The organism is Pseudoduganella sp. SL102 (assembly GCF_027856995.1).
Taxonomy (GTDB): Bacteria; Pseudomonadota; Gammaproteobacteria; order Burkholderiales; family Burkholderiaceae_D; genus Rugamonas; species Rugamonas albidiflava.
In genome coordinates this window covers 267,815-285,739 of the sequence record NZ_CP115554.1, presented here as the reverse complement: position 1 = coordinate 285,739, position 17,925 = coordinate 267,815, and the positions used below count along the sequence as shown (strand labels likewise).

14 protein-coding genes and 1 tRNA gene are annotated in these 17,925 nt (G+C 67.9%); 2 read left to right on the top strand and 13 right to left on the bottom strand.

Annotated features, from left to right (window positions below):
• Window positions 1-47: 47 nt before the first annotated feature.
• The 4 genes from OU994_RS01190 to OU994_RS01175 form a co-directional block, all read right to left on the bottom strand.
• On the bottom strand, window positions 48-3,056 hold the full coding sequence (locus OU994_RS01190) for a sensor histidine kinase (protein WP_281609296.1): 3,009 nt from the start codon (window positions 3,054-3,056) through the stop codon (window positions 48-50).
• A gap of 39 nt (window positions 3,057-3,095) precedes the next feature.
• Window positions 3,096-4,904: an ATP-binding protein gene (locus tag OU994_RS01185; protein WP_281609295.1), complete on the bottom strand. Its 1,809-nt coding sequence runs from the start codon at window positions 4,902-4,904 to the stop codon at window positions 3,096-3,098.
• Between the two features lie 133 nt (window positions 4,905-5,037).
• Window positions 5,038-5,388, bottom strand: a complete 351-nt coding sequence (locus OU994_RS01180) for a YraN family protein (RefSeq protein ID WP_281609294.1) — start codon at window positions 5,386-5,388, stop codon at window positions 5,038-5,040.
• Window positions 5,389-5,395: 7 nt separating this feature from the next.
• Window positions 5,396-6,676, bottom strand: a complete 1,281-nt coding sequence (locus OU994_RS01175) for a penicillin-binding protein activator (RefSeq protein WP_281609293.1) — start codon at window positions 6,674-6,676, stop codon at window positions 5,396-5,398.
• 10 nt (window positions 6,677-6,686) lie between these two features.
• Between OU994_RS01175 and rsmI the strand changes: the two genes are divergently transcribed.
• Window positions 6,687-7,595, top strand: coding sequence for a 16S rRNA (cytidine(1402)-2'-O)-methyltransferase (gene rsmI / locus OU994_RS01170; protein ID WP_281609292.1), 909 nt, complete (start codon window positions 6,687-6,689; stop codon window positions 7,593-7,595).
• A gap of 150 nt (window positions 7,596-7,745) precedes the next feature.
• On the opposite strand, the gene OU994_RS01165 is transcribed toward rsmI, so the two are convergent.
• Together OU994_RS01165 and OU994_RS01160 are read right to left on the bottom strand one after the other, a co-directional pair.
• Window positions 7,746-8,357 carry a glutathione S-transferase family protein gene (locus OU994_RS01165; RefSeq protein WP_281609291.1) on the bottom strand — a complete coding sequence of 204 codons (612 nt, stop codon included), beginning with the start codon at window positions 8,355-8,357 and terminating at the stop codon, window positions 7,746-7,748.
• Window positions 8,358-8,370: 13 nt separating this feature from the next.
• Window positions 8,371-8,991 carry a hypothetical protein gene (locus OU994_RS01160; protein ID WP_281609290.1) on the bottom strand — a complete coding sequence of 207 codons (621 nt, stop codon included), beginning with the start codon at window positions 8,989-8,991 and terminating at the stop codon, window positions 8,371-8,373.
• A 124-nt stretch (window positions 8,992-9,115) separates the two neighbouring features.
• Between OU994_RS01160 and OU994_RS01155 the strand changes: the two genes are divergently transcribed.
• A tRNA-Pro gene (locus tag OU994_RS01155) sits at window positions 9,116-9,192 on the top strand.
• Window positions 9,193-9,384: 192 nt separating this feature from the next.
• On the opposite strand, the gene OU994_RS01150 is transcribed toward OU994_RS01155, so the two are convergent.
• From OU994_RS01150 to OU994_RS01120, 7 genes are all read right to left on the bottom strand, one after another.
• A complete protein-coding gene (locus OU994_RS01150) occupies window positions 9,385-10,293 on the bottom strand; it encodes a hydroxymethylglutaryl-CoA lyase (RefSeq protein WP_281609289.1) in 909 nt (302 codons plus the stop codon).
• Window position 10,294: 1 nt separating this feature from the next.
• Window positions 10,295-11,227 carry a glyoxylate/hydroxypyruvate reductase A gene (locus OU994_RS01145; protein WP_281609288.1) on the bottom strand — a complete coding sequence of 311 codons (933 nt, stop codon included), beginning with the start codon at window positions 11,225-11,227 and terminating at the stop codon, window positions 10,295-10,297.
• Window positions 11,228-11,237: 10 nt separating this feature from the next.
• Window positions 11,238-13,259 (bottom strand): acetyl/propionyl/methylcrotonyl-CoA carboxylase subunit alpha, encoded by a 2,022-nt coding sequence (locus tag OU994_RS01140; protein WP_281609287.1) that lies wholly within the window; start codon window positions 13,257-13,259, stop codon window positions 11,238-11,240.
• A 245-nt stretch (window positions 13,260-13,504) separates the two neighbouring features.
• Window positions 13,505-14,545 carry a biotin synthase BioB gene (gene bioB, locus OU994_RS01135; RefSeq protein ID WP_281609286.1) on the bottom strand — a complete coding sequence of 347 codons (1,041 nt, stop codon included), beginning with the start codon at window positions 14,543-14,545 and terminating at the stop codon, window positions 13,505-13,507.
• A 19-nt stretch (window positions 14,546-14,564) separates the two neighbouring features.
• Window positions 14,565-15,383, bottom strand: a complete 819-nt coding sequence (bioD, locus tag OU994_RS01130) for a dethiobiotin synthase (RefSeq protein WP_281609285.1) — start codon at window positions 15,381-15,383, stop codon at window positions 14,565-14,567.
• A complete protein-coding gene (bioF, locus tag OU994_RS01125; protein WP_281609284.1) occupies window positions 15,373-16,581 on the bottom strand; it encodes an 8-amino-7-oxononanoate synthase in 1,209 nt (402 codons plus the stop codon). The genes bioD and bioF overlap by 11 nt, the downstream gene beginning before the upstream one ends.
• Window positions 16,578-17,921, bottom strand: coding sequence for an adenosylmethionine--8-amino-7-oxononanoate transaminase (locus OU994_RS01120; protein ID WP_281609283.1), 1,344 nt, complete (start codon window positions 17,919-17,921; stop codon window positions 16,578-16,580). The genes bioF and OU994_RS01120 overlap by 4 nt, the downstream gene beginning before the upstream one ends.
• Window positions 17,922-17,925: the final 4 nt, after the last annotated feature.

The window sequence follows — 17,925 nt, the reverse complement described above, 5'->3', positions numbered from 1 at the left end:
ATTCGCACCGAGATCAACGGCTTGCCGGCCGATCCGCCGCCGCCGCTTCAGTAAGCCTTCCTGGCCGGCAGCGTCACCGTGATTTCCGTGCCGGCGCCGGGCTTGCTGGCGATTTCCAGGGTGGCGCCGACACAGCTGGCCCGCTCGCGCATGCCCACCAGGCCCCAGTGGCCGGGCCGGTGGCCCGCCGCCGCGACGGCTTCGGCCAGGCCGCGGCCGTCATCGCGGATGCGCACGGTGAACGCGCGGCTGCCGTATTCCAGGTCGAGTTCGATCCGGCTGGCATCCGCATAGCGCGATGCGTTGAACAGGGCTTCGCGCGCGATGGCGTAGATTTCTTCGTGCACGGCAGGGCGCAATGGCCGCGGCGTGCCGGCGACCCGCATGTCGAAGGCGTGCGGTCCATGGTCGGCCAGGCCCTTGCCGTACTGGCCGAGGGTGAGTTCCAGCACTTCCGGCGCACCCTCGCGCAATTCCATGATCTGGTCCCTGCCTTCCACGAGCAATCGTTCAGCCAGGTCGAGCGTCTGGTCGAGCCGCGTGCGCTCCAGCGTACCCTCCTTCAGGTAGCGGCTGTGCGCATCGAAGGACAGCAGCAGCGACTGCATGCTTTGCAGCAGGGTGTCGTGCAGGGTGCGCGCGATGCGCGTGCGCTCCGCCAGGCGTTCGTGCAGGCGGTCGTGCATCCGCCGGGTCAGGTAGCGGATCCGCAAGGCATAGGCGGCATACAGCAGCACCAGCGCGAGCATCGCCAGCAGGACCTTGAACCAGGCGCTTTGCACGAACGTGGGCGGGATGGCGATCTCCAGCGCGGCGCCTTCCATGTTCCACAGCCCGTCCTCGTTGGCGGCGATGACTTCGAAGCGGTAATCGCCCGGTGCCAGGTTGGTGTAGGTGGCCTGGCGCCGCCCAATGCGCCCATCGGTTTCCTGCCAGGCGCGATCCAGCCCGACCAGCCGGTAGCGCAGGCGCACGCGTTCCGGGATCGACAGCGAAAGGGCGGCGAAATCGACCTGCAGGCTGCTGGTGCCCTGCGGCAGGCCGAGCACGTGCCTGGTAATGGCATGGTGCGTGCCGTTGGCCAGCACGCCGGTCACCTCGACCGGCGGCGGCAGGCGGTTGCGCGCGATGCCGGCCGGGTCGATGGTGCCGACCGATCCCGTGGTGGCATACCACAGCAGCCCGTCGCGCGAACGCCGCAGCGAGGGCACGGGCCGGAGTTGCGCGGCGTGGCCCTGCATGCCGTCGCGCGCATCGAAGCGCTCGAAGTCCACGGCCCGTCCGTGGTTCAGCCACCCATCCAGTTCGGCGGCGGCGATGCGGTACAGGCCATCGGCGCCATGCAGCCACAGGTCGCCGTCGGGCAGCCTGGCGATGCCCGACACACCCCGGAAACGTTCGTTGCGCCTGCCCTGCAGTGCCGTGAATCGGCCGTTGCGATACAGGGCGACGCCGTTCTCCCCGCCAGCCCACATGGTGCCGCCGCCGGCCTTGCCGTCGAAGCACAGGTACAGCACCGTGCCCAGCGTCAGGCCTTCGCCGGGCCCCAGCCTGCGCACCGTGCCGCCATCGATCACCGTGACCTGGCTGCGCACGTGCGCCATCCATAACGCGCCCGCGCCATCGCGCGCCATGGACGTGGTGAGCAGTTCGGGAATGCCGGGCAGGCCGCCGGACTTCACCCACCGGTCGCCAGCCAGCTTGTACACGCCCGTGCCGGTGTTGAAGGAAGCCCACAGCGCGCCGTCGCGATCCTGCTGCATGGCATGCACGCGCATGCCTTTCAGGCCTTCCGGTGAAGCGATGGTGGCCAGCGTGCCGTCCGGAGCGCGCCGCACGATGCCTTCCATGCCGCCCAGCCACAGCGTGCCGTCCGGTGCCGTATAGCTGGCGGTGGTGGCGCCCGGCACTTCGCGGCGGATGCGCCTGTCCGGGCTGTAGCGCCACAGGTCGCGGGCGTAGTCGCCGGCCCACATGCCGCCGTCCGGCCCGGCCGCAAGCACCGGATACTCCAGCGGCGTGGACACGGGCACGGTGCGCAGGCGGTTCGGGCGCAGGCGGTCGATACCGCGCGACGTGCCGATCCACAGGTTGCCTTCGCGGTCCTGGAAGATCGCGCCCAGCAGTGCGCCGCTGATGCCGTTCAGGGTCGACAGGAACTGCTCCGCACGGCCAGGGCCGTGCGGCGCGACCCGGCGTTCCAGGCTGTCGGCATGCGTGATCCACATGGTGCCGCGGCGGTCGAAATACATGCCGACACCGGCGAGTTCCGGCCCGGCCGGCTGGCCCGCCGGCGGCGGCGCGGTGCGCACCCGGTGGTAGCCGTGTTCGAAGTCGTTGCCCCACAGCGTGCCATCCGGTGCCTCGGCCAGCCAGACCAGCGCCGTGCGCGGCCACGCGTGCGTGAAGCGGGCCTGGCCCGGCTTGCGGAAATAGGCGCCGGAATTGGTACCGATCCAGGTCGTGCCGTCGCGGGCAAACAGGATCTGGAACACGCCTCGGGTCGGCAGGCCTGCTTCGCCCGCCAGATACTGGAAGCGGTTGCCGCCCGGTGGCAGTACCGCCAGGCCATCGCGCATGGCGGCCCAGATCGCGCCGTCCGGCGCCAGTTCCAGGTGCATCACGCCGACCGGCCGGATGCCGTCGCGTTCCATGTACGTATGCGTGCCATCCTTCCTGAACACGGAGATCCCGCCGACGCGGTAGCCGACCCACACCGCGCCATCCGGCGCGGTAGCCAGCGCCATGATATTGCTGGAATAGAGCGCGTGGCCATAGACGGTATCGGTGCGTTCGAAGTGCACGCCGTCGTAGCGGTACAAGCCGGTCGGCGTGGCGATCCACAGCCAGCCGTCCGGGCCTTGCGCGAACTTCGTCACGCCCATCGGCGCGTCATCGAGCTCGGTCCAGGCGGTGTGGGTGTAATCGGCCAGCAGAGGTGCCGGAGTGGACGGCCCCGGTGCCGGCGAACCTGCCAGCCCTGTTGCCGCGCAGGCGAACGGATGGCCCGCCGCGAGGAACATCAGCAGCAGTGTCGTGAGCGCGCGGGCAATCATCGGCCAGGCTTCATCCAGGAAAAGAGCCGGAAACGGTCATTACACGGGTGGTCCGGCATCCTGCGGCTCCCGCGGCAGGCGCACGGTGAACGTGCTGCCTTCGCCGGGGCCTTCGCTGTCGGCGGCAATCGTTCCGCCATGCATGTGCACCAGGCCACGCGCGATGGACAGGCCCAGGCCCAGCCCGCCCTGCGAGCGGTCGATGGTCGTCGGGCCCTGCACGAGCGAGTCGAAGATCGTCGGCAGCACGTCCGGGGCGATGCCCACACCGGTATCGGCCACTTCGATGACGGCCATGGCGTCGTCGCACCACATCCGCACCGTGATGCTGCCGCCGGCCGGGGTGTACTTGATGGCGTTGGCCAGGATATTGTCGACCACCTGGGTGAGCCGGTTCGCATCGCCGACCACGTGGGCCTGCACCACGCCCACCGACCATTCATGGTCCTTGGCATTGGCCACCATCTTCGAATCGCAGCAGAACTTCACCAGTTCGCCGAGATTGACGCGGGCGGTCTGCAGCGTCACCTTGCCGGACAGGACGCGCCGTACGTCGAGCAGGTCGCCGACCATGTGGGTCAGGTGCGCCAGCTGGCGGCTGGCGATATCCCATGCCTTGTCGCGGTGCGGTGCCGGCATGGCCGGCATGCGGATGGCGGCGAGGGCGTTGGTGATCGCGGCGAGCGGATTGCGCAGCTCGTGGCTCAGCATGGAGATGAAATTGTCCTTGGCGTGATCCTGCGCTTCGGCGCGCTGGCGGGCCGAGCGTTCCATGTCCAGCAGCCGTTCCCTTTCCTCTTCCAGCGCGGCGCGCGCGGCGCGTTCCCGTGCGAGCGCCAGGCCGGTACGGTGCAGCACATGCGACAGCCCGTCCGCTTCCTGCAGGCCGGAGGGCACCACCTCGATCACCGTGCCATCGGCCAGCGCGTGCGCCGCCGACGTCGCGCCCTGGAGCGCGCGATCGATCCGGCGTCCGAAAAACACCGCGATGCTGACGGCGCCGCCCAGGATGGCCAGCAGGGCCGCGGCGGCGTACCACGTGGTGAGCCGCGCGGCCGATTCGATTTCATCGACGGGAACGCCGATCGCCACGGTCCAGCTGGTGAGGCTGGAGCGCACGAACACGGTATAGACCTGGACGCCTTCACGTGTGATGTTGGCCACCATGCCGCTGGGCTGCCGGCGCGACGCTTCGTACAGCCCGGGGCGCACGGGCTTGCCGACGAATTGCGCGGCACCCCTGCTGCGCGCGATCGAGATGCCTTTCGCGTCGAAGACGCCGATGATCCAGTCCGGATCGAGTACATGGCGCTGGAACACCTTGTTGAAGTAAGCCGGGTCGAAGATCTGGGTGACGACATACTTCTTGCCGGCCGCCGCGGGAACCGGGACATTGACCGACACGACACCGCGTTTCGAGCTGGCACCGATGAAGTAGCCGCCCACCCGGGGCACCTGCGCGTCGTAGATATCGGCGGCCCACCTGCCGGTGTTCCGCGCCAGCGGTGTCCCGTACGGCACCAATGTGTTGATGATGCCGCTGCCTGAATAATCGGCGACCAGCGTCCAGCTCAACGGAGAAGTGCGGGTGGCCGACAGCAGGCGGTAGAGGGCGGCGAAATCGTCCGTGCCGATTTCCCGCGAATTGGCGACGATGCGCAGAGCCGCTTCGGCCCTGCCGATCTCGCTGTCGATCTGCAGCGAGGCGGAGTTGGCCATTTCCTCGATGGCGCGCAGGCGCGATTCGCGTTCGGATTGCAGCAGCATCGACAGCCCGAGTGTCGACAGCCCGGCAACCGGCACGATGATCGCCACCAGCATCAGCAGTAAATAGGTGCGTGTCTTCATGTGCAGGGGCCCGGGCAGGGGCCGCGCAGGCAGACCCGCGGAAATTGATCAGCCGAACATGTTAGCACTTCGGTTATCACTTCGGTGATCTCTTCGGTCCCGTTTGCACGGCAGGCGGTGCCGTTTGCCAGGACTATGCGTCCAGCACGTTCTTCAGCCAGCCGAGCGTGTCGCCATCGATCGCCACCACGTCGAAGCGGCATGGCGGCAACTGGCGGTAGCGCAGCAGGAAGACTTGTGCGGCGATCTTCATGCGGCGCTGCTTGGCGGGCGTAATGCTGGCGGCGGCACCGCCGAAGGCACGGCTGCGGCGGCGGCGCACCTCGACGAACACGAGGTGCGCGCCATCGCGCATGATCAGATCGAGCTCGCCGCCCTTGCAGCGGAAGTTGCGCTCGACGAGGGCCAGGCCGTGCCGCAGCAGGTGCTCGAGCGCGGCATCCTCGCCCAGCTGGCCCTTGCGCTGCAGATCGGTGCGCGCCATGGACGCATCATGGCGTGGTGATGGGCACCGGCACGCCGTTGCGGTAGATGGCTGCGGGCTCCACGCGCCTGACGCGCGCCGGGCCGTTGCCGAAGTCGATCGACAGCTGGCCCGTCACGCCATCGAGCGTGATCGGCTGGCCGGGGCGCACGGCGATCTCGCGCGCCACGCGGAAGGCGTCGATGCCCAGCGCGTACAGCCGTTCCATGTCGGCGGACAGGCGTTCCTCGTCGCGCGGGGCCGGCTGCGGATAGCTCGCCACCGTGGGGTTGTCGCGCTGGATCTGCCATGGCAGGTCCAGCAGCTTCACGCCATCGAGCTCGGGGCCCTGGTACAGCGATACGCGGCCCGGGTTCAGCGACGACGTGCCATACAGCGGAATGTCGCCCAGCGGCGGCGCGGCAAGTGCCGTGCGGAGCTGGCGGGTCTGGTCGGCATCGAGCGCGGCGAACAGCAGGTCCACCGGCTGCTCGGCGAGGCGGGCACGCAGCGCCACCATTTCGCCATCGCTCAGGTAGCCGTTCAGCGCGGTGAGTTCCAGCGTCTTCGTCGTCATGCCGACCTGCGGCGCATGGGTGGCAAAGGCATTGGCGATGCGGCGCTGCCACGCGGCGCTGCCGGACAGGATCATCACGCTGGCAGCCGGGTGCTCGCGCGCGGCCCACTCGGCCACCTGGCGCGCCTCTTCCTCGATCGACAGGCCGATCGACAGCATCTGCGGCGGCAGCGTGGTGCCTTCGCGGTCCTCGGGATGGTTCAGCGCGATGGTGGGCTTGGTCACCAGCGGGCTGGCGGCAAGCGTGGTGACGGCGGAGCGGGCCAGCGGGCCCACGATGATGTCCTGCTGCGCCACGGTGGACTGGTAGGTGGAGAGGATCTCCTCGGCGGCATCGCCGGTTTCCACCACGGTGACTTCGAAGCCGGCACGGTCGCGTTCCCAGGCCGCCATGAAGCCGGCGCGCACGGCATCCGCGGCGCGGCCCAGGGATTCGGAGCGCAACGGCAGCACGAGGCCGATGCGCACTGTCTGGCCGGGCACTGCGGCAGCACCCTGGCTTTCCGGCGTGGTGCCGGGCATGGCGACGGCGAACGTTTCGACCTGCGCGGTTTCCTCGGGCGGCGGCGCCGGCTTCGGTGCCGGCGGCGCGGTGGTGCGCGGCGGCGGGCTTGTCACGGTCTCGATTGGCGCGCACAATGCCCCCGGGCTGCCGCAGGGCGTGCTGCACGCGGATACCGAAAGCGCGGCCACCACGCACGACAGCAGTGTTTTGATCTTATTCGCCAGCATGCTACCCCCAATGACAGTTCACGAATCCAGCCCGATCGCCGCCTTGCCGGTGCTCGGCGAGACCGCACTTCAGACGTATCCTACGGCAACATTGTATGTAGTGGCCACTCCCATCGGCAATGTTACCGACATCGGGCTGCGCGCGTTGCACGTTCTCGGGCTGGTCGACGCCGTCGCCTGCGAAGACACACGCAATACGTCACACCTGATGGGGCGCTTCGGCATCAGCAAACCGTTGCTCGCGGCGCACATGCATAACGAAAGGGAAGCGGCCGACACCATCGTGCGGCGCCTGCAGGCCGGCGAGCGCATCGCGCTGGTCTCGGATGCCGGCACGCCGGCCGTTTCCGACCCGGGCGCGAAGATCGTCGACGCGGTGCGCGCGGCGGGTTTGCGCGTGGTGCCGCTGCCCGGCGCGTCGGCCGCCGTCACGGCGCTGTCGGCCAGTGGGCTGGTCAACGACCAGTTCCATTTCGTCGGCTTCCTGCCCGCCAAGCCGAAGCAGCGCGAGACGGCGCTGGCGGGCTTGCGCAACGTGACCGCCACGATGGTGTTCTATGAAGCGCCGCACCGCATCGCCGAATTCGCCCAGTCGCTGGTGGCCGTGTTCGAGCCCACGCGGCAGGTGGTGTTCGCGCGCGAGCTCACCAAGCTGTTCGAGGAAATCCACCGCTGCCCGCTGTCCGAGGCGGTGGCCTGGCTGGCCGCCGACGCGCACCGCGAGAAGGGCGAGTTCGTCGTGCTGGTGGAGGGCGCCGCCGCGCAATCGGACGCGCAGGCAGCCGAAGCCGAGCGCGTGCTGAAGATCCTGCTGGCCGAACTGCCGCTCAAGCAGGCCGCCAGCCTGGCCGCGCAGATCACGGGCGCGAAGAAGAACGCCCTGTACGACCGCGCGCTGGCGCTGAAGGGCGAGGGCTGACCGGCAACGCGGACGGAAACATTGCAGGAAGGCGGTGCGGTACGGCACCCGGCAGGCTCCGATTCGACTAAAACCGGTGACAGGCTCCGATTATTTTCATAATCGGAGCCTGTCACCGGTTTTTTTTGCTGCCGTTTTTGGCGTGACTATTCAGGGCGTCGCGTCGCCGCAGTTCTCGGCGAAGCCGGGCACTGCCGACAGGCGCGCCATGTAGGCGGCCACGGCCGGCAGCTCGGCGCGTTCGATCGGGGTTGCGCGCCAGCGGTGCACGGAAACGCCGATGACCACGTCGGCCAGTGACACCGTATCGCCGGCCACGAAGGCGCCGGTGCGGGCCAGGTGGCGATCCAGCAGCGTCATCTTGGTATTCCAGTCGCGCACGCCCGCGGCCACCGCTTCCGGGCTGAACTGGGTGCTGCCGCGCAACAGCGTCATGAACGGCGCCCGCCAGGAAGCATTCAGTTCCGTAGCCTGCCAGTCCATCCATTGCTCGATGCGGGCGCGCTGCAGCCGGTCCGATGGCAGCAGGAAACTGTCATGCGCGAGGTAGCGGCAGATCGTGTTCGATTCCCACAGGACCGTATCGCCATCGCGCAGCACCGGCACCTGGGCATTCGGATTGAGCGCCAGGAATTCCGGCACGTTCGGGTCGCGTTCCCCCTTGCCCCAAGGCTCGAGTTCATACGGCAATTCCAGCAGGCGGCAAGTCCACAGCACCTTGCGCACGTTGATCGAAGGGAGTTTCCCGAGGATTGTCAGCATCGTTGTCCTTTAGTCAGAATTTGCAGCCACTGTCTTTCTTGTCCATCAACATGATCAGCGGTGCCAGCAGGCCGGCACCGGCATAGGCGGTCTTGCAGTCCGGGCGCGCCGATCCGGCGATGTTGCGGCCCAGTTTCTCATCCCGCGTTTCCTGCCGTTCTTTCTCTTTCCTCAACTTTTCCCCCACCCAGTTGCCCGATGGCGTATCCAGGTCGTTTGCCATCGCCCGCGCGGCGGCACGCGCGGCGTCCGGATCGAAGGTCGGCGCGCTGTCCGATGGGGCGGCCTCGGCGGGCTTCGGCGACACGACTGTCATTTCCGTACGCTCGGCTTTGTCGGACTCGGTGCGTTCGGGTGCCGCACGTGCCGGCGCCGGGCGGGCGGCCGGCTTGTCCCGCTTTGCCACGGGCGGCTTCGGCGGTTCGGCGCGGGGAACGGGTTCAGGCGGCGGTGGCGGCGGCACGATGCGAATCGTCAGCGGCTGTGTCCAGCGCCGTGCATCCGGTTGGGCCGGAGGCGCCGACGGCGCGCGCAGGATCGCCAGCAGCACGGCGTGCAGCAAGATCGAGACGGCAATACCGGCCACCAGCCCGCCGCGACGCGGCCGGTTGGGATAAGTCAGGGTCTGTTGCATGGCTCCAAGTCCTGGAACAGGGATGCTTATATTCGCATATTGCTCATTTGCTATGTGAGCCCGCAACGAATTTTTTAAGAGGGCCTTGACGTGATCGGTTTCGAGCGGTATTATCTTGCTTCTTCGGAGTGTAGCGCAGCCCGGTAGCGCATCTGGTTTGGGACCAGAGGGTCCAAGGTTCGAATCCTTGTACTCCGACCAAGATTCATCAAGAACCCCTGCAAGTTTCGGCTTGCGGGGGTTTTTGTTTGTGCCGTGCATTCAGGGGCGGCCTCAGCATCCACCTCGGCTTCGACCTCGGCTTCATCGCCACGAGCGCGGAAAAACGGTGACAGGCACCATTAAATTTGAAATGTTTCAAAAATAATGGTGACTGTCACCGTTTTTGGCCGTTCAGCCGTTGCGCTTGGCCAGCAGGGCATTCCCGGCGCGGCTGGAACTCTTGCGTCCGAGGAATTTCGAGATGTAATCGCCGGCGTCCACCACCGCATCCAGGTTCACGCCCGTTTCGATGCCCAGGCCATTCATCAGGTACAGCACGTCCTCGGTAGCGACGTTGCCCGTGGCGCCTTTCGCGTACGGGCAACCGCCCAGCCCGGCCACGGACGAGTGGAAAATCGCGATCCCCAGTTCCAGCGAAGCGTAGATGTTGGCCAGCGCCTGGCCATACGTGTCGTGGAAGTGGCCGGACAGTCCATCGATGCGGAAGGCCCGTATCGCCGTTTCCATCACCGCCTGCGTGTGCCGCGGCGTGGCCACGCCGATGGTGTCGGCGATGTCGATCTCGTCGCAGCCCAGGTCGCGCATCCGGGCCACCACGTCGGCCACGGCTTCCAGCGGTACTTCGCCCTGGTACGGGCAGCCGAAGGCGGTGCTGATGCTGCCGCGCAGCCGCACGCCATGCTCCTTCGCCGCCCGGGCCACCGGCTCGAAGCGGGCGATCGATTCGGCGATCGAGCAATTGATGTTCCGCTGCGAGAACGCTTCCGACGCTGAACCGAAGATCACCACCTCATCGGCCTTCGCGGCCAGCGCGGCGTCGAAGCCCTGCATGTTCGGCGTCAGCGCCGAGTAGATCACGCCGCTCCTGCGCGCGATGCCATCCATGACTTCACGGCTGGTGGCCATCTGCGGCACCCATTTCGGCGACACGAACGCCGCCGCTTCCACGTTCGGGAAACCGGCGGCGGACAGGCGGTCCACCAGCGCGATCTTCACCTCGGCGGGCACGTTTTCCTTTTCGTTCTGCAGGCCGTCGCGCGGGCCCACTTCGACGATCTTTACTTTCTTCGGCAGGTTCATGTCAGTACCCCAGTTCTCGATTGATGACGTCGGCCACCGGTTCGCCCCGTTCCAGCTGGCCGATCTTGCCGGCGATCTGCCGCACGCTTTCGTCGCGCAAGGTCAGCGCGGCGATATGCGGCGTGATCGTGATGCGCGGCTCGTCCCAGAACGGATGCTGCCGCGGCAGCGGCTCGTTGCGGAACACGTCCAGCGTGGCGCCGGCGATGTGGCCGGACTGTATGGCGGCCAGCAAGTCCGGCTCCGCTACGTGCGCGCCGCGCGCCACGTTGATCACATAAGCGCCACGCGGCAGCTTGGCCAGGTTGGTCCGGTTCAGGATATTGGCCGTGGCATCCGTCAGCGGCAGCATGCAGACCACCACGCGCGTGCCGCGCAGGAAGGCATCGAGCCCGTCGTCGCCGGCGAAACTGCGCACGCCGTCGATCTCCTTCGCGCTGCGCGACCAGGCCTGCAGCGGAAAACCGAACGGGCGCAGGCAATCGAGCACGCGCCGCCCCAGGGCCCCGGCACCCATCACGCCCACGCTGAACGACTCGCGCTCGTGCGTGGCCAGCGGCTTCCATTCGCCGGCGGCGGCCTGGTCTACGTAATGGTCGAAGCGGCGGAAGTAGCGCAGCACGGCGTGCGCCACGTATTCACCCATCTGCACACCCATCCCGGCATCGCCCAGGCGCACGATCGGCACGTGGGCGGGCAGGGTGCCGGCATGCTTCATGATCGCGTCGGCACCGGCGCCCATCAGGAAGATCGCCTTCACTTCGGCCAGTTCGCGCAGCATCGCTTCGGGCGGTGCCCAAACGACGGCGTAATCGCAGGGCGGCAGCCTGGCGCCTTCGCTCCAGGCCACGCACTGCGCCTGCGGCAGGCAGCGCGCGAAATCGTCGGCCCACGGGGCGATGTTGCCATCGGGTCGGTACACCAGTAAACGCATCTTGCTCCTTTCAGGCTGCGGCGCGGAAGGCCAGCAGCGGCGCGCCATCCGCCACCTGGTCGCCCACCGCGTACAGGATCTCGTCCACGATGCCGTCATGCGGCGCGGCGATCGTATGTTCCATCTTCATCGCTTCCATGATCACGAGCGGTTCGCCCTTCTTCACGTCCTGCCCCTGCGATGCCAGCACGGCGACGACCTTGCCCGGCATCGGCGCGGTCAGGCGGCCGCCTTCGACTTCGCTTTCGCCGGCATGCGCCAGCGGGTCTTCGTGGTGCAGCACATGATGGCCGCCGCCGGTGAACACGTGGAAGGCCTCGCCATCGCGGCGCACGGTGCCATGCACGGACGCATCGCCCAGCCGCACCGACAGGTCCACGCCATCGCGCGCCAGCAGCGCCACGTCGACGGACAGGCCCCTGATCGCCAGCTCCCAGCCATGCGGCAGGTAGGTGAACACGGGAGCGTATTCGTGGCCGCCATCGTCGCGGAAAGCCAGCGTGCGGGCGTAGCGGGCATTCAGGCGCCAGCCCACCGCCCGGCCCCACGGATCGGCCGCATTCGTGCCGCGCGCCTCGGCCTTCTCGTGCTCGATCAGCGCCACGGCGGCCAGCGCCAGCGCTGCCACGGGCACCGAACGCGCCGGCGCGAACAATACGTCGGCATTGCGTTCGATCAGCCCCGTATCCAGGTCCGCATTGGCGAACGCCTCGCTTTCCACCAGGCGCTTGAGGAACGCCACGTTGCCGGCAAGGCCGACGATCTGGTACTGCGACAGGGCCTGCGCCATGCGCGCCAGGGCCTGCTTGCGGTCGGCGCCCCAGACGATCAGCTTGGCGATCATCGGATCGTACCAGGGCGAGATCGCATCGCCTTCGCGCACGCCGGAATCGACGCGCACCGCGGCCGGCTGGTAGGGCGTGCCGCCCACCTCGAACTGCACCGCCTCGGGCGTATCGAGGTGGCGCAGCGTGCCGATCGACGGCAGGAAGCCCTTGTCGGGATTCTCGGCGTAGATCCGCGCTTCCAGCGCATGGCCGTGGATCCTCAGGTCATCCTGCCGCTTCGGCAGCGGCTCGCCGGCCGCCACGCGCAACTGCCATTCGACCAGGTCCAGGCCGGTGATCATTTCCGTCACCGGGTGCTCGACCTGCAGCCGCGTATTCATCTCCATGAAGTAGAAGCTGCCATCCTGGTTTGCAATGAATTCGACGGTGCCGGCACCCACGTAGCCGACCGCCTTCGCCGCCGCCACGGCCGCGTCGCCCATCGCGGCGCGGCGTTCGTCCGTCATGCCGGGAGCAGGCGCTTCCTCCAGCACCTTCTGGTGGCGGCGCTGCACCGAGCAGTCGCGTTCGAACAGGTAGATGCAGTCGCCATGCGTATCTGCGAACACCTGGATCTCGATGTGGCGTGGACGCTGCAGGTATTTTTCCGCCAGCACCTTGTCGTCGCCGAAGGAGCTGATCGCCTCGCGCTTGCAGGAAGCCAGCGCTTCCCGGAACGCCTCGGCATTGTCGACCACGCGCATGCCCTTGCCGCCGCCGCCGGCCGAAGCCTTCAGCAGCACCGGGTAGCCGATGCGGTCCGCTTCGCGTTGCAGGAAGGCGGCATCCTGCTCGTCGCCGTGGTAGCCGGGCACCAGCGGCACGCCGGCCTTTTCCATCAGCGACTTGGCCGCCGATTTCGAGCCCATCGCGCGCATCGCCGCGGCGGGCGGGCCGATGAATACCAGGCCCGCTTCGGCGCAGGCTTCGGCGAACTCCGCGTTCTCGGACAGGAAGCCATAGCCGGGATGGATTGCCTGCGCCCCGGTGGCCAGCGCGATGGCGATGATCTTCTCGCCGCACAGGTAGCTTTCCTTGGCGGGCGCGGGGCCCAGCAGCACGGCCTCGTCGCAGACGGCCACGTGCTTCGCGTTGGCATCGGCTTCCGAATACACGGCAACGGTGCGGATGCCCATCTTGCGGGCCGTGGCGGCGACGCGGCAGGCGATCTCGCCGCGGTTGGCGATCAAAATCTTCTTGAACATGTTGTCTCCATTCTTATAGTCCAGATGCAATTCAAGGGTCAGGGAGGAGTGCGAGCCTGCAGGCTCACACCGCTTTGCCGGCAAGGAGCAGTGCTCCTCGAAACCCCGGCTAAGCCCCGCTGGGTCTGACCCCAGCTCTTGCACCTGGGGTTCTACATGCTCTTGTGGAGCGTTCGAAAGGCTTGTGGCCCATACACATCACACAGCGCCGCGCCCTCTGCCGGGACGCTGGCAATCAACTCAACTCAGCAGCCGCAGGCTTCCTTCTGCACCGACTCCAGCATGGCGGCGCGGGTCGACAGGCCCAGCTTGGCCAGCAGCGCGCGGTCGTCGTTCGCTTCCGGGTTGTCGGTCGTCAGCAGCTTGTCGCCATAGAAGATCGAGTTCGCACCGGCCATGAAGCACATGGCCTGCACGGCCTCGCCCAGTTCGCGGCGGCCGGCGGACAGGCGCACGCGCGCCTTCGGCATCGTGATGCGCGCCACCGCGATCGTGCGCACGAATTCCAGCGGGTCGAGGCGGTCCAGGCCATGCAGCGGCGTGCCTTCCACCTGCACCAGGTGGTTGATCGGCACCGATTCCGGATAAGGGTTCAGGTTCGCCAGCTGCGCGATCAGGCCGGCGCGCTGGTCGCGCGTCTCACCCATGCCGACGATGCCGCCGCAGCATACCTTCAGGCCGGCATCGCGCACATGGCCCAGCGTGTCCAGGCGGTCCTGGTACTGGCGGGTGGAGATCACGTTGTCGTAGAACTCGGGCGCCGTGTCCAGGTTGTGGTTGTAGTAATCCAGGCCGGCGGCCTTCAGGCGTTCGGCCTGATCCGCTTCCAGCATGCCCAGCGTGGCGCAGGTTTCCAGGCCCAGCGCCTTCACTTCGCGCACCATGGTCTCGACCTTTTCCATGTCGCGCTCTTTCGGGCTGCGCCAGGCAGCGCCCATGCAGAAGCGCGTGGCGCCGTTTTCCTTGGCCTGCCTGGCCGCTTCCAGCACTGTTTCGGTATCGAGGATCTTCTTGGCCTCGACACCCGTGTCGTAGCGCGCGGCCTGCGGGCAGTAGCCGCAATCCTCTTCGCAGCCGCCGGTCTTGATCGACAGCAGCGTGGCCAGTTCCACGTCGCCGTCCGGGAAGTTGGCGCGGTGCGCTTCCTGCGCGCGGAACATCAGTTCGTTGAACGGCAGTTCGAACAGGGCCAGCACTTCCTCGCGCGGCCACGTGGCCGACTCGGGCAGCTTGATGGCCGCGGTCGGGCGGTGCAGGGCGACGGTTTTCGGTTCATGCAGGGACATCTGGTTCTTCCTTAAATGATTATTTCGTGTTGCGGCGAGCCGGCCAGTTCGGCAGGCTCGTGAAATCCAGGTACTCGGCGGCGGCGGCGGCCGTCGCATCGGCCAGGCGCGGCACGCGGCCCAGCAACGGCGCCGGAATGCGGTCGGCCAGCGCCTCGATGTTCTCGTCGGCGAACGCCATCTCCGGTTCCAGCGCATTGGCCACCCAGCCGGCCAGCTTCAGGCCGCGCGCGGCGATCGCTTCCACGGTCAGCAGCGCGTGGTTGATGCAGCCCAGGCGCATGCCCACCACCAGTACCACCGGCAGGTCCAGCTGCTGCGCCAGGTCGGCCGTATCGTAGGTATCGGTCAGCGGCACGCGGAAGCCGCCGACGCCTTCGACCACGCTGGCATCGCTGGCGGCGGCGACTTCCACGTAGGCGGCCAGGATCGGCACCGGGTCGATGGCGATGCCTTCCAGCGCGGCCGCGATGTGCGGCGCGGCCGGCTCCTTCAGCAGGAACGGCGTAGTGATCGACTGCGGCAGGTGCACGTTGCCGGCCGCTTCGAGCTGGTCGCAGTCATCGTTGTGCAGGCGGCCGCCGCGCGGCACGGCGCCGGCCGCCACCGGCTTCATGCCGCAAGCCTTCACGCCCTGGCGCACCAGGGCATGCAGCATGGCCGAGGAAACCAGCGTCTTGCCGATTTCCGTGTCGGTGCCTGTCACGAAGCAGGAGAAGCGTGGCGGCATACCGCTCGCGGCCAGGGCCGTGGCGGGCGCCGGGGCCACTTCCAGTTCCTCTTCGACTGTCGCGGGTGCGTCCACTACCGGAACGACCACCGGGTCTTCAAGCGCCATCTCGGCTCCTTTCCATCTGGGCATTGACTTCATTGATGCTGTCGACCAGCCGGGCGACTTCCGCTTCCGCGTGGGCTGCCGAGAGCGTAACGCGCAGCCGCGCCGAATCGGCCGGCACGGTGGGCGGGCGGATGCCGCCTACCCAGAAGCCGCGCTCGTACAGCGCGGCGGCGGCGTCCATCGTTGCCTGGTTGGCGCCGATGACGACGGGCTGGATCGCGGTTCGCGAAGGCAGCGCTGTCCAGCCCTTCAACCGCAGGCCATCGTGCCATTGTGCCACCAATCGGGCCAGGTGCGACCGGCGCTGGCGCCCCTCGTCGCCGGCGATGATGTCCAGGCTCGCCAGCAGCGCGTGCGCCAGCGCGGGCGGCGCCGCCGTCGTGAAGATGTAGGGGCGGGCGCGCTGCACCAGCGTGTCGATCACCGTGGCGTGCGCGGCAACGAAGGCACCGCCGACCCCGGCGGCCTTGCCCAGCGTGCCCACGTAGACGAGGTAAGGCGAGCGCAGGCCGAAGTGCTCGAGCGCGCCGCGGCCATTCTCGCCCAGGGTGCCGAAGCCGTGCGCATCGTCGACCACCAGCCAGGCGCCATGCTTTTCGCACAGCGCCAGCAGTTCCGGCAGCGGCGCCACGGTGCCGTCCATCGAGAACACGGAATCGGTGACGACGATCTTGCTCGACGCACGGCTGGTCCCCAGCAGTTCGTCGAGCGCCTCGACGTCCGCATGCGGATACACCTTGACCGGTTTGCGCGACAGCCGGGCGCCATCGATCAGCGACGCGTGGTTCAGCGCTTCGCTGAAGATTTCCGTGTCCGGGTCGCCCACGGCCAGCGCGGTCAGTGCGGCCAGGTTGGCCATGTAGCCAGTGCTGAAGTACAGCGCGCGGGCCTCGACCAGGTGCGGGCCGGCGAAGTCCGCCAGCCGCTCTTCCAGCGCCGCGTGGGCGCGGCTGTGGCCACTGATCAGGTGCGAGGCGCCGCTGCCCGCGCCATACAGGCCGGTACCCTCGCGCAGCGCGGCGGTAACGGCTGGATGCGCGGCCAGGCCCAGGTAATCGTTGCTGCAGAAGGCCAGCAGTTCGCGGCCATCCACCGTCACGCGCGGGCCGCATGGTGTGTCGACCGTGCGGCGCGTGCGGATCAGGCCCTGTTCGCGCAAGCCATCCAGGTTGGCGGCGAGTTGGTCCAGCAAATTCATCCTGCCTCCGCGAGCGTTTGTTCGAAGACGGCCTGCGTGCGCGCGGCCAGGCCGGCGATCTCCTCGTCGTCGAGGATATAGGGCGGCATCAGGTAGACGGTCGAGCCGATCGGCCGCAGCAGCAGTTCGTTGCGCGTGGCGTTGGCGAAGAAGCGGCGCGAGAAGGTCTTGTCGACATCGATCGCGTCGAACGCCAGGATCATGCCGCGCTGGCGCAGGTTTTTTACCCGCGCGTGGTCGGCCAGCGGCGCCATCGCCGCTCCCAGCGCGGCGGCACGGGCGCGGTTGGCCTCCAGCACGTTGTCCTGCTCGAAGATGTCGAGCGTGGCCAGCGCCGCGCGGCATGCCAGCGGGTTGCCGGTGTAGGAATGCGAGTGCAGGAAGCCGCGCGTGATGTCGGCGCTGTAGAAGGCCTGGTAGATCTCGTCCCTGGTCAGCACCAGCGACAGCGGCAGGTAGCCGCCGCTGATGCCCTTCGACAGCGTGACGAAGTCCGGCCAGATGCCGGCCTGCCCGCAGGCGAAGAAGGTGCCGGTGCGGCCGCAGCCCACCGCGATCTCATCGAGGATCAGGTGCACGCCATGCTTGTCGCACAGTTCGCGCACCAGTTGCAGGTAGAGCGGATCGTGCATCGCCATGCCGGCCGCGCACTGCACCAGCGGCTCGATGATGATGGCGGCGATCCGGTCCGCTTTCTCTTCGAACAGGCGTTGCACGTCCGCAGCGGCGCGGCGTGCCATGTCCTGCGCGGTTTCGCCATCGCCGGCCTGGCGCGCATCGGGCGACATCACGGTCTGCGTGGCGCGCAGCAGCGGCCCGTAGGCATCCTTGAACAGCGCCACGTCGGTGACGGCCAGCGCGCCGATCGTCTCGCCGTGGTAGCTGCCCTGCAGGCAGACGAATTCCTGCTTGTCGCCGCGCCCGGCGTTGCGCCAGCTGTGGAAACTCATCTTCAGCGCGATCTCGACGGCCGAGGCGCCGTCCGACGCGTAGAACGCGTGCCCCAGCACGCCGCCGGTCAGCGCGGACAGCCGTTCCGACAGGCGGATCACCGGCTCATGGGTGAAGCCGGCCAGCATGGCGTGCTCCAGCAAGTCCAGCTGGTCGCGCAGCGCCGCGTTGATGCGCGGGTTGGCGTGGCCGAACAGGTTGACCCACCACGAGCTGATCGCGTCGAGGTAGCGCCGGCCGTCGTGGTCGTACAGCCAGGCGCCGCGGCCGTGGCTGACGGGGATCAGCGGCACACGATCTTGATCACGCGCGTGGTGCTGCATCTGGGTACATGGGTGCCACACGCTTTTCAGGCTGCGCGACACCCAGTCGCTGGTTTGATCTGTCAAGACT

Coding starts and splice junctions, on each gene's coding strand:
- OU994_RS01190 (WP_281609296.1), bottom strand. CDS start 3,056: ATGATTGCCCGCGCGCTCACGACACTGCTGCTGATGTTCCTCGCGGCG.
- OU994_RS01185 (WP_281609295.1), bottom strand. CDS start 4,904: ATGAAGACACGCACCTATTTACTGCTGATGCTGGTGGCGATCATCGTG.
- OU994_RS01180 (WP_281609294.1), bottom strand. CDS start 5,388: ATGGCGCGCACCGATCTGCAGCGCAAGGGCCAGCTGGGCGAGGATGCC.
- OU994_RS01175 (WP_281609293.1), bottom strand. CDS start 6,676: ATGCTGGCGAATAAGATCAAAACACTGCTGTCGTGCGTGGTGGCCGCG.
- rsmI (WP_281609292.1), top strand. CDS start 6,687: ATGACAGTTCACGAATCCAGCCCGATCGCCGCCTTGCCGGTGCTCGGC.
- OU994_RS01165 (WP_281609291.1), bottom strand. CDS start 8,357: ATGCTGACAATCCTCGGGAAACTCCCTTCGATCAACGTGCGCAAGGTG.
- OU994_RS01160 (WP_281609290.1), bottom strand. CDS start 8,991: ATGCAACAGACCCTGACTTATCCCAACCGGCCGCGTCGCGGCGGGCTG.
- OU994_RS01150 (WP_281609289.1), bottom strand. CDS start 10,293: ATGAACCTGCCGAAGAAAGTAAAGATCGTCGAAGTGGGCCCGCGCGAC.
- OU994_RS01145 (WP_281609288.1), bottom strand. CDS start 11,227: ATGCGTTTACTGGTGTACCGACCCGATGGCAACATCGCCCCGTGGGCC.
- OU994_RS01140 (WP_281609287.1), bottom strand. CDS start 13,259: ATGTTCAAGAAGATTTTGATCGCCAACCGCGGCGAGATCGCCTGCCGC.
- bioB (WP_281609286.1), bottom strand. CDS start 14,545: ATGTCCCTGCATGAACCGAAAACCGTCGCCCTGCACCGCCCGACCGCG.
- bioD (WP_281609285.1), bottom strand. CDS start 15,383: ATGGCGCTTGAAGACCCGGTGGTCGTTCCGGTAGTGGACGCACCCGCG.
- bioF (WP_281609284.1), bottom strand. CDS start 16,581: ATGAATTTGCTGGACCAACTCGCCGCCAACCTGGATGGCTTGCGCGAA.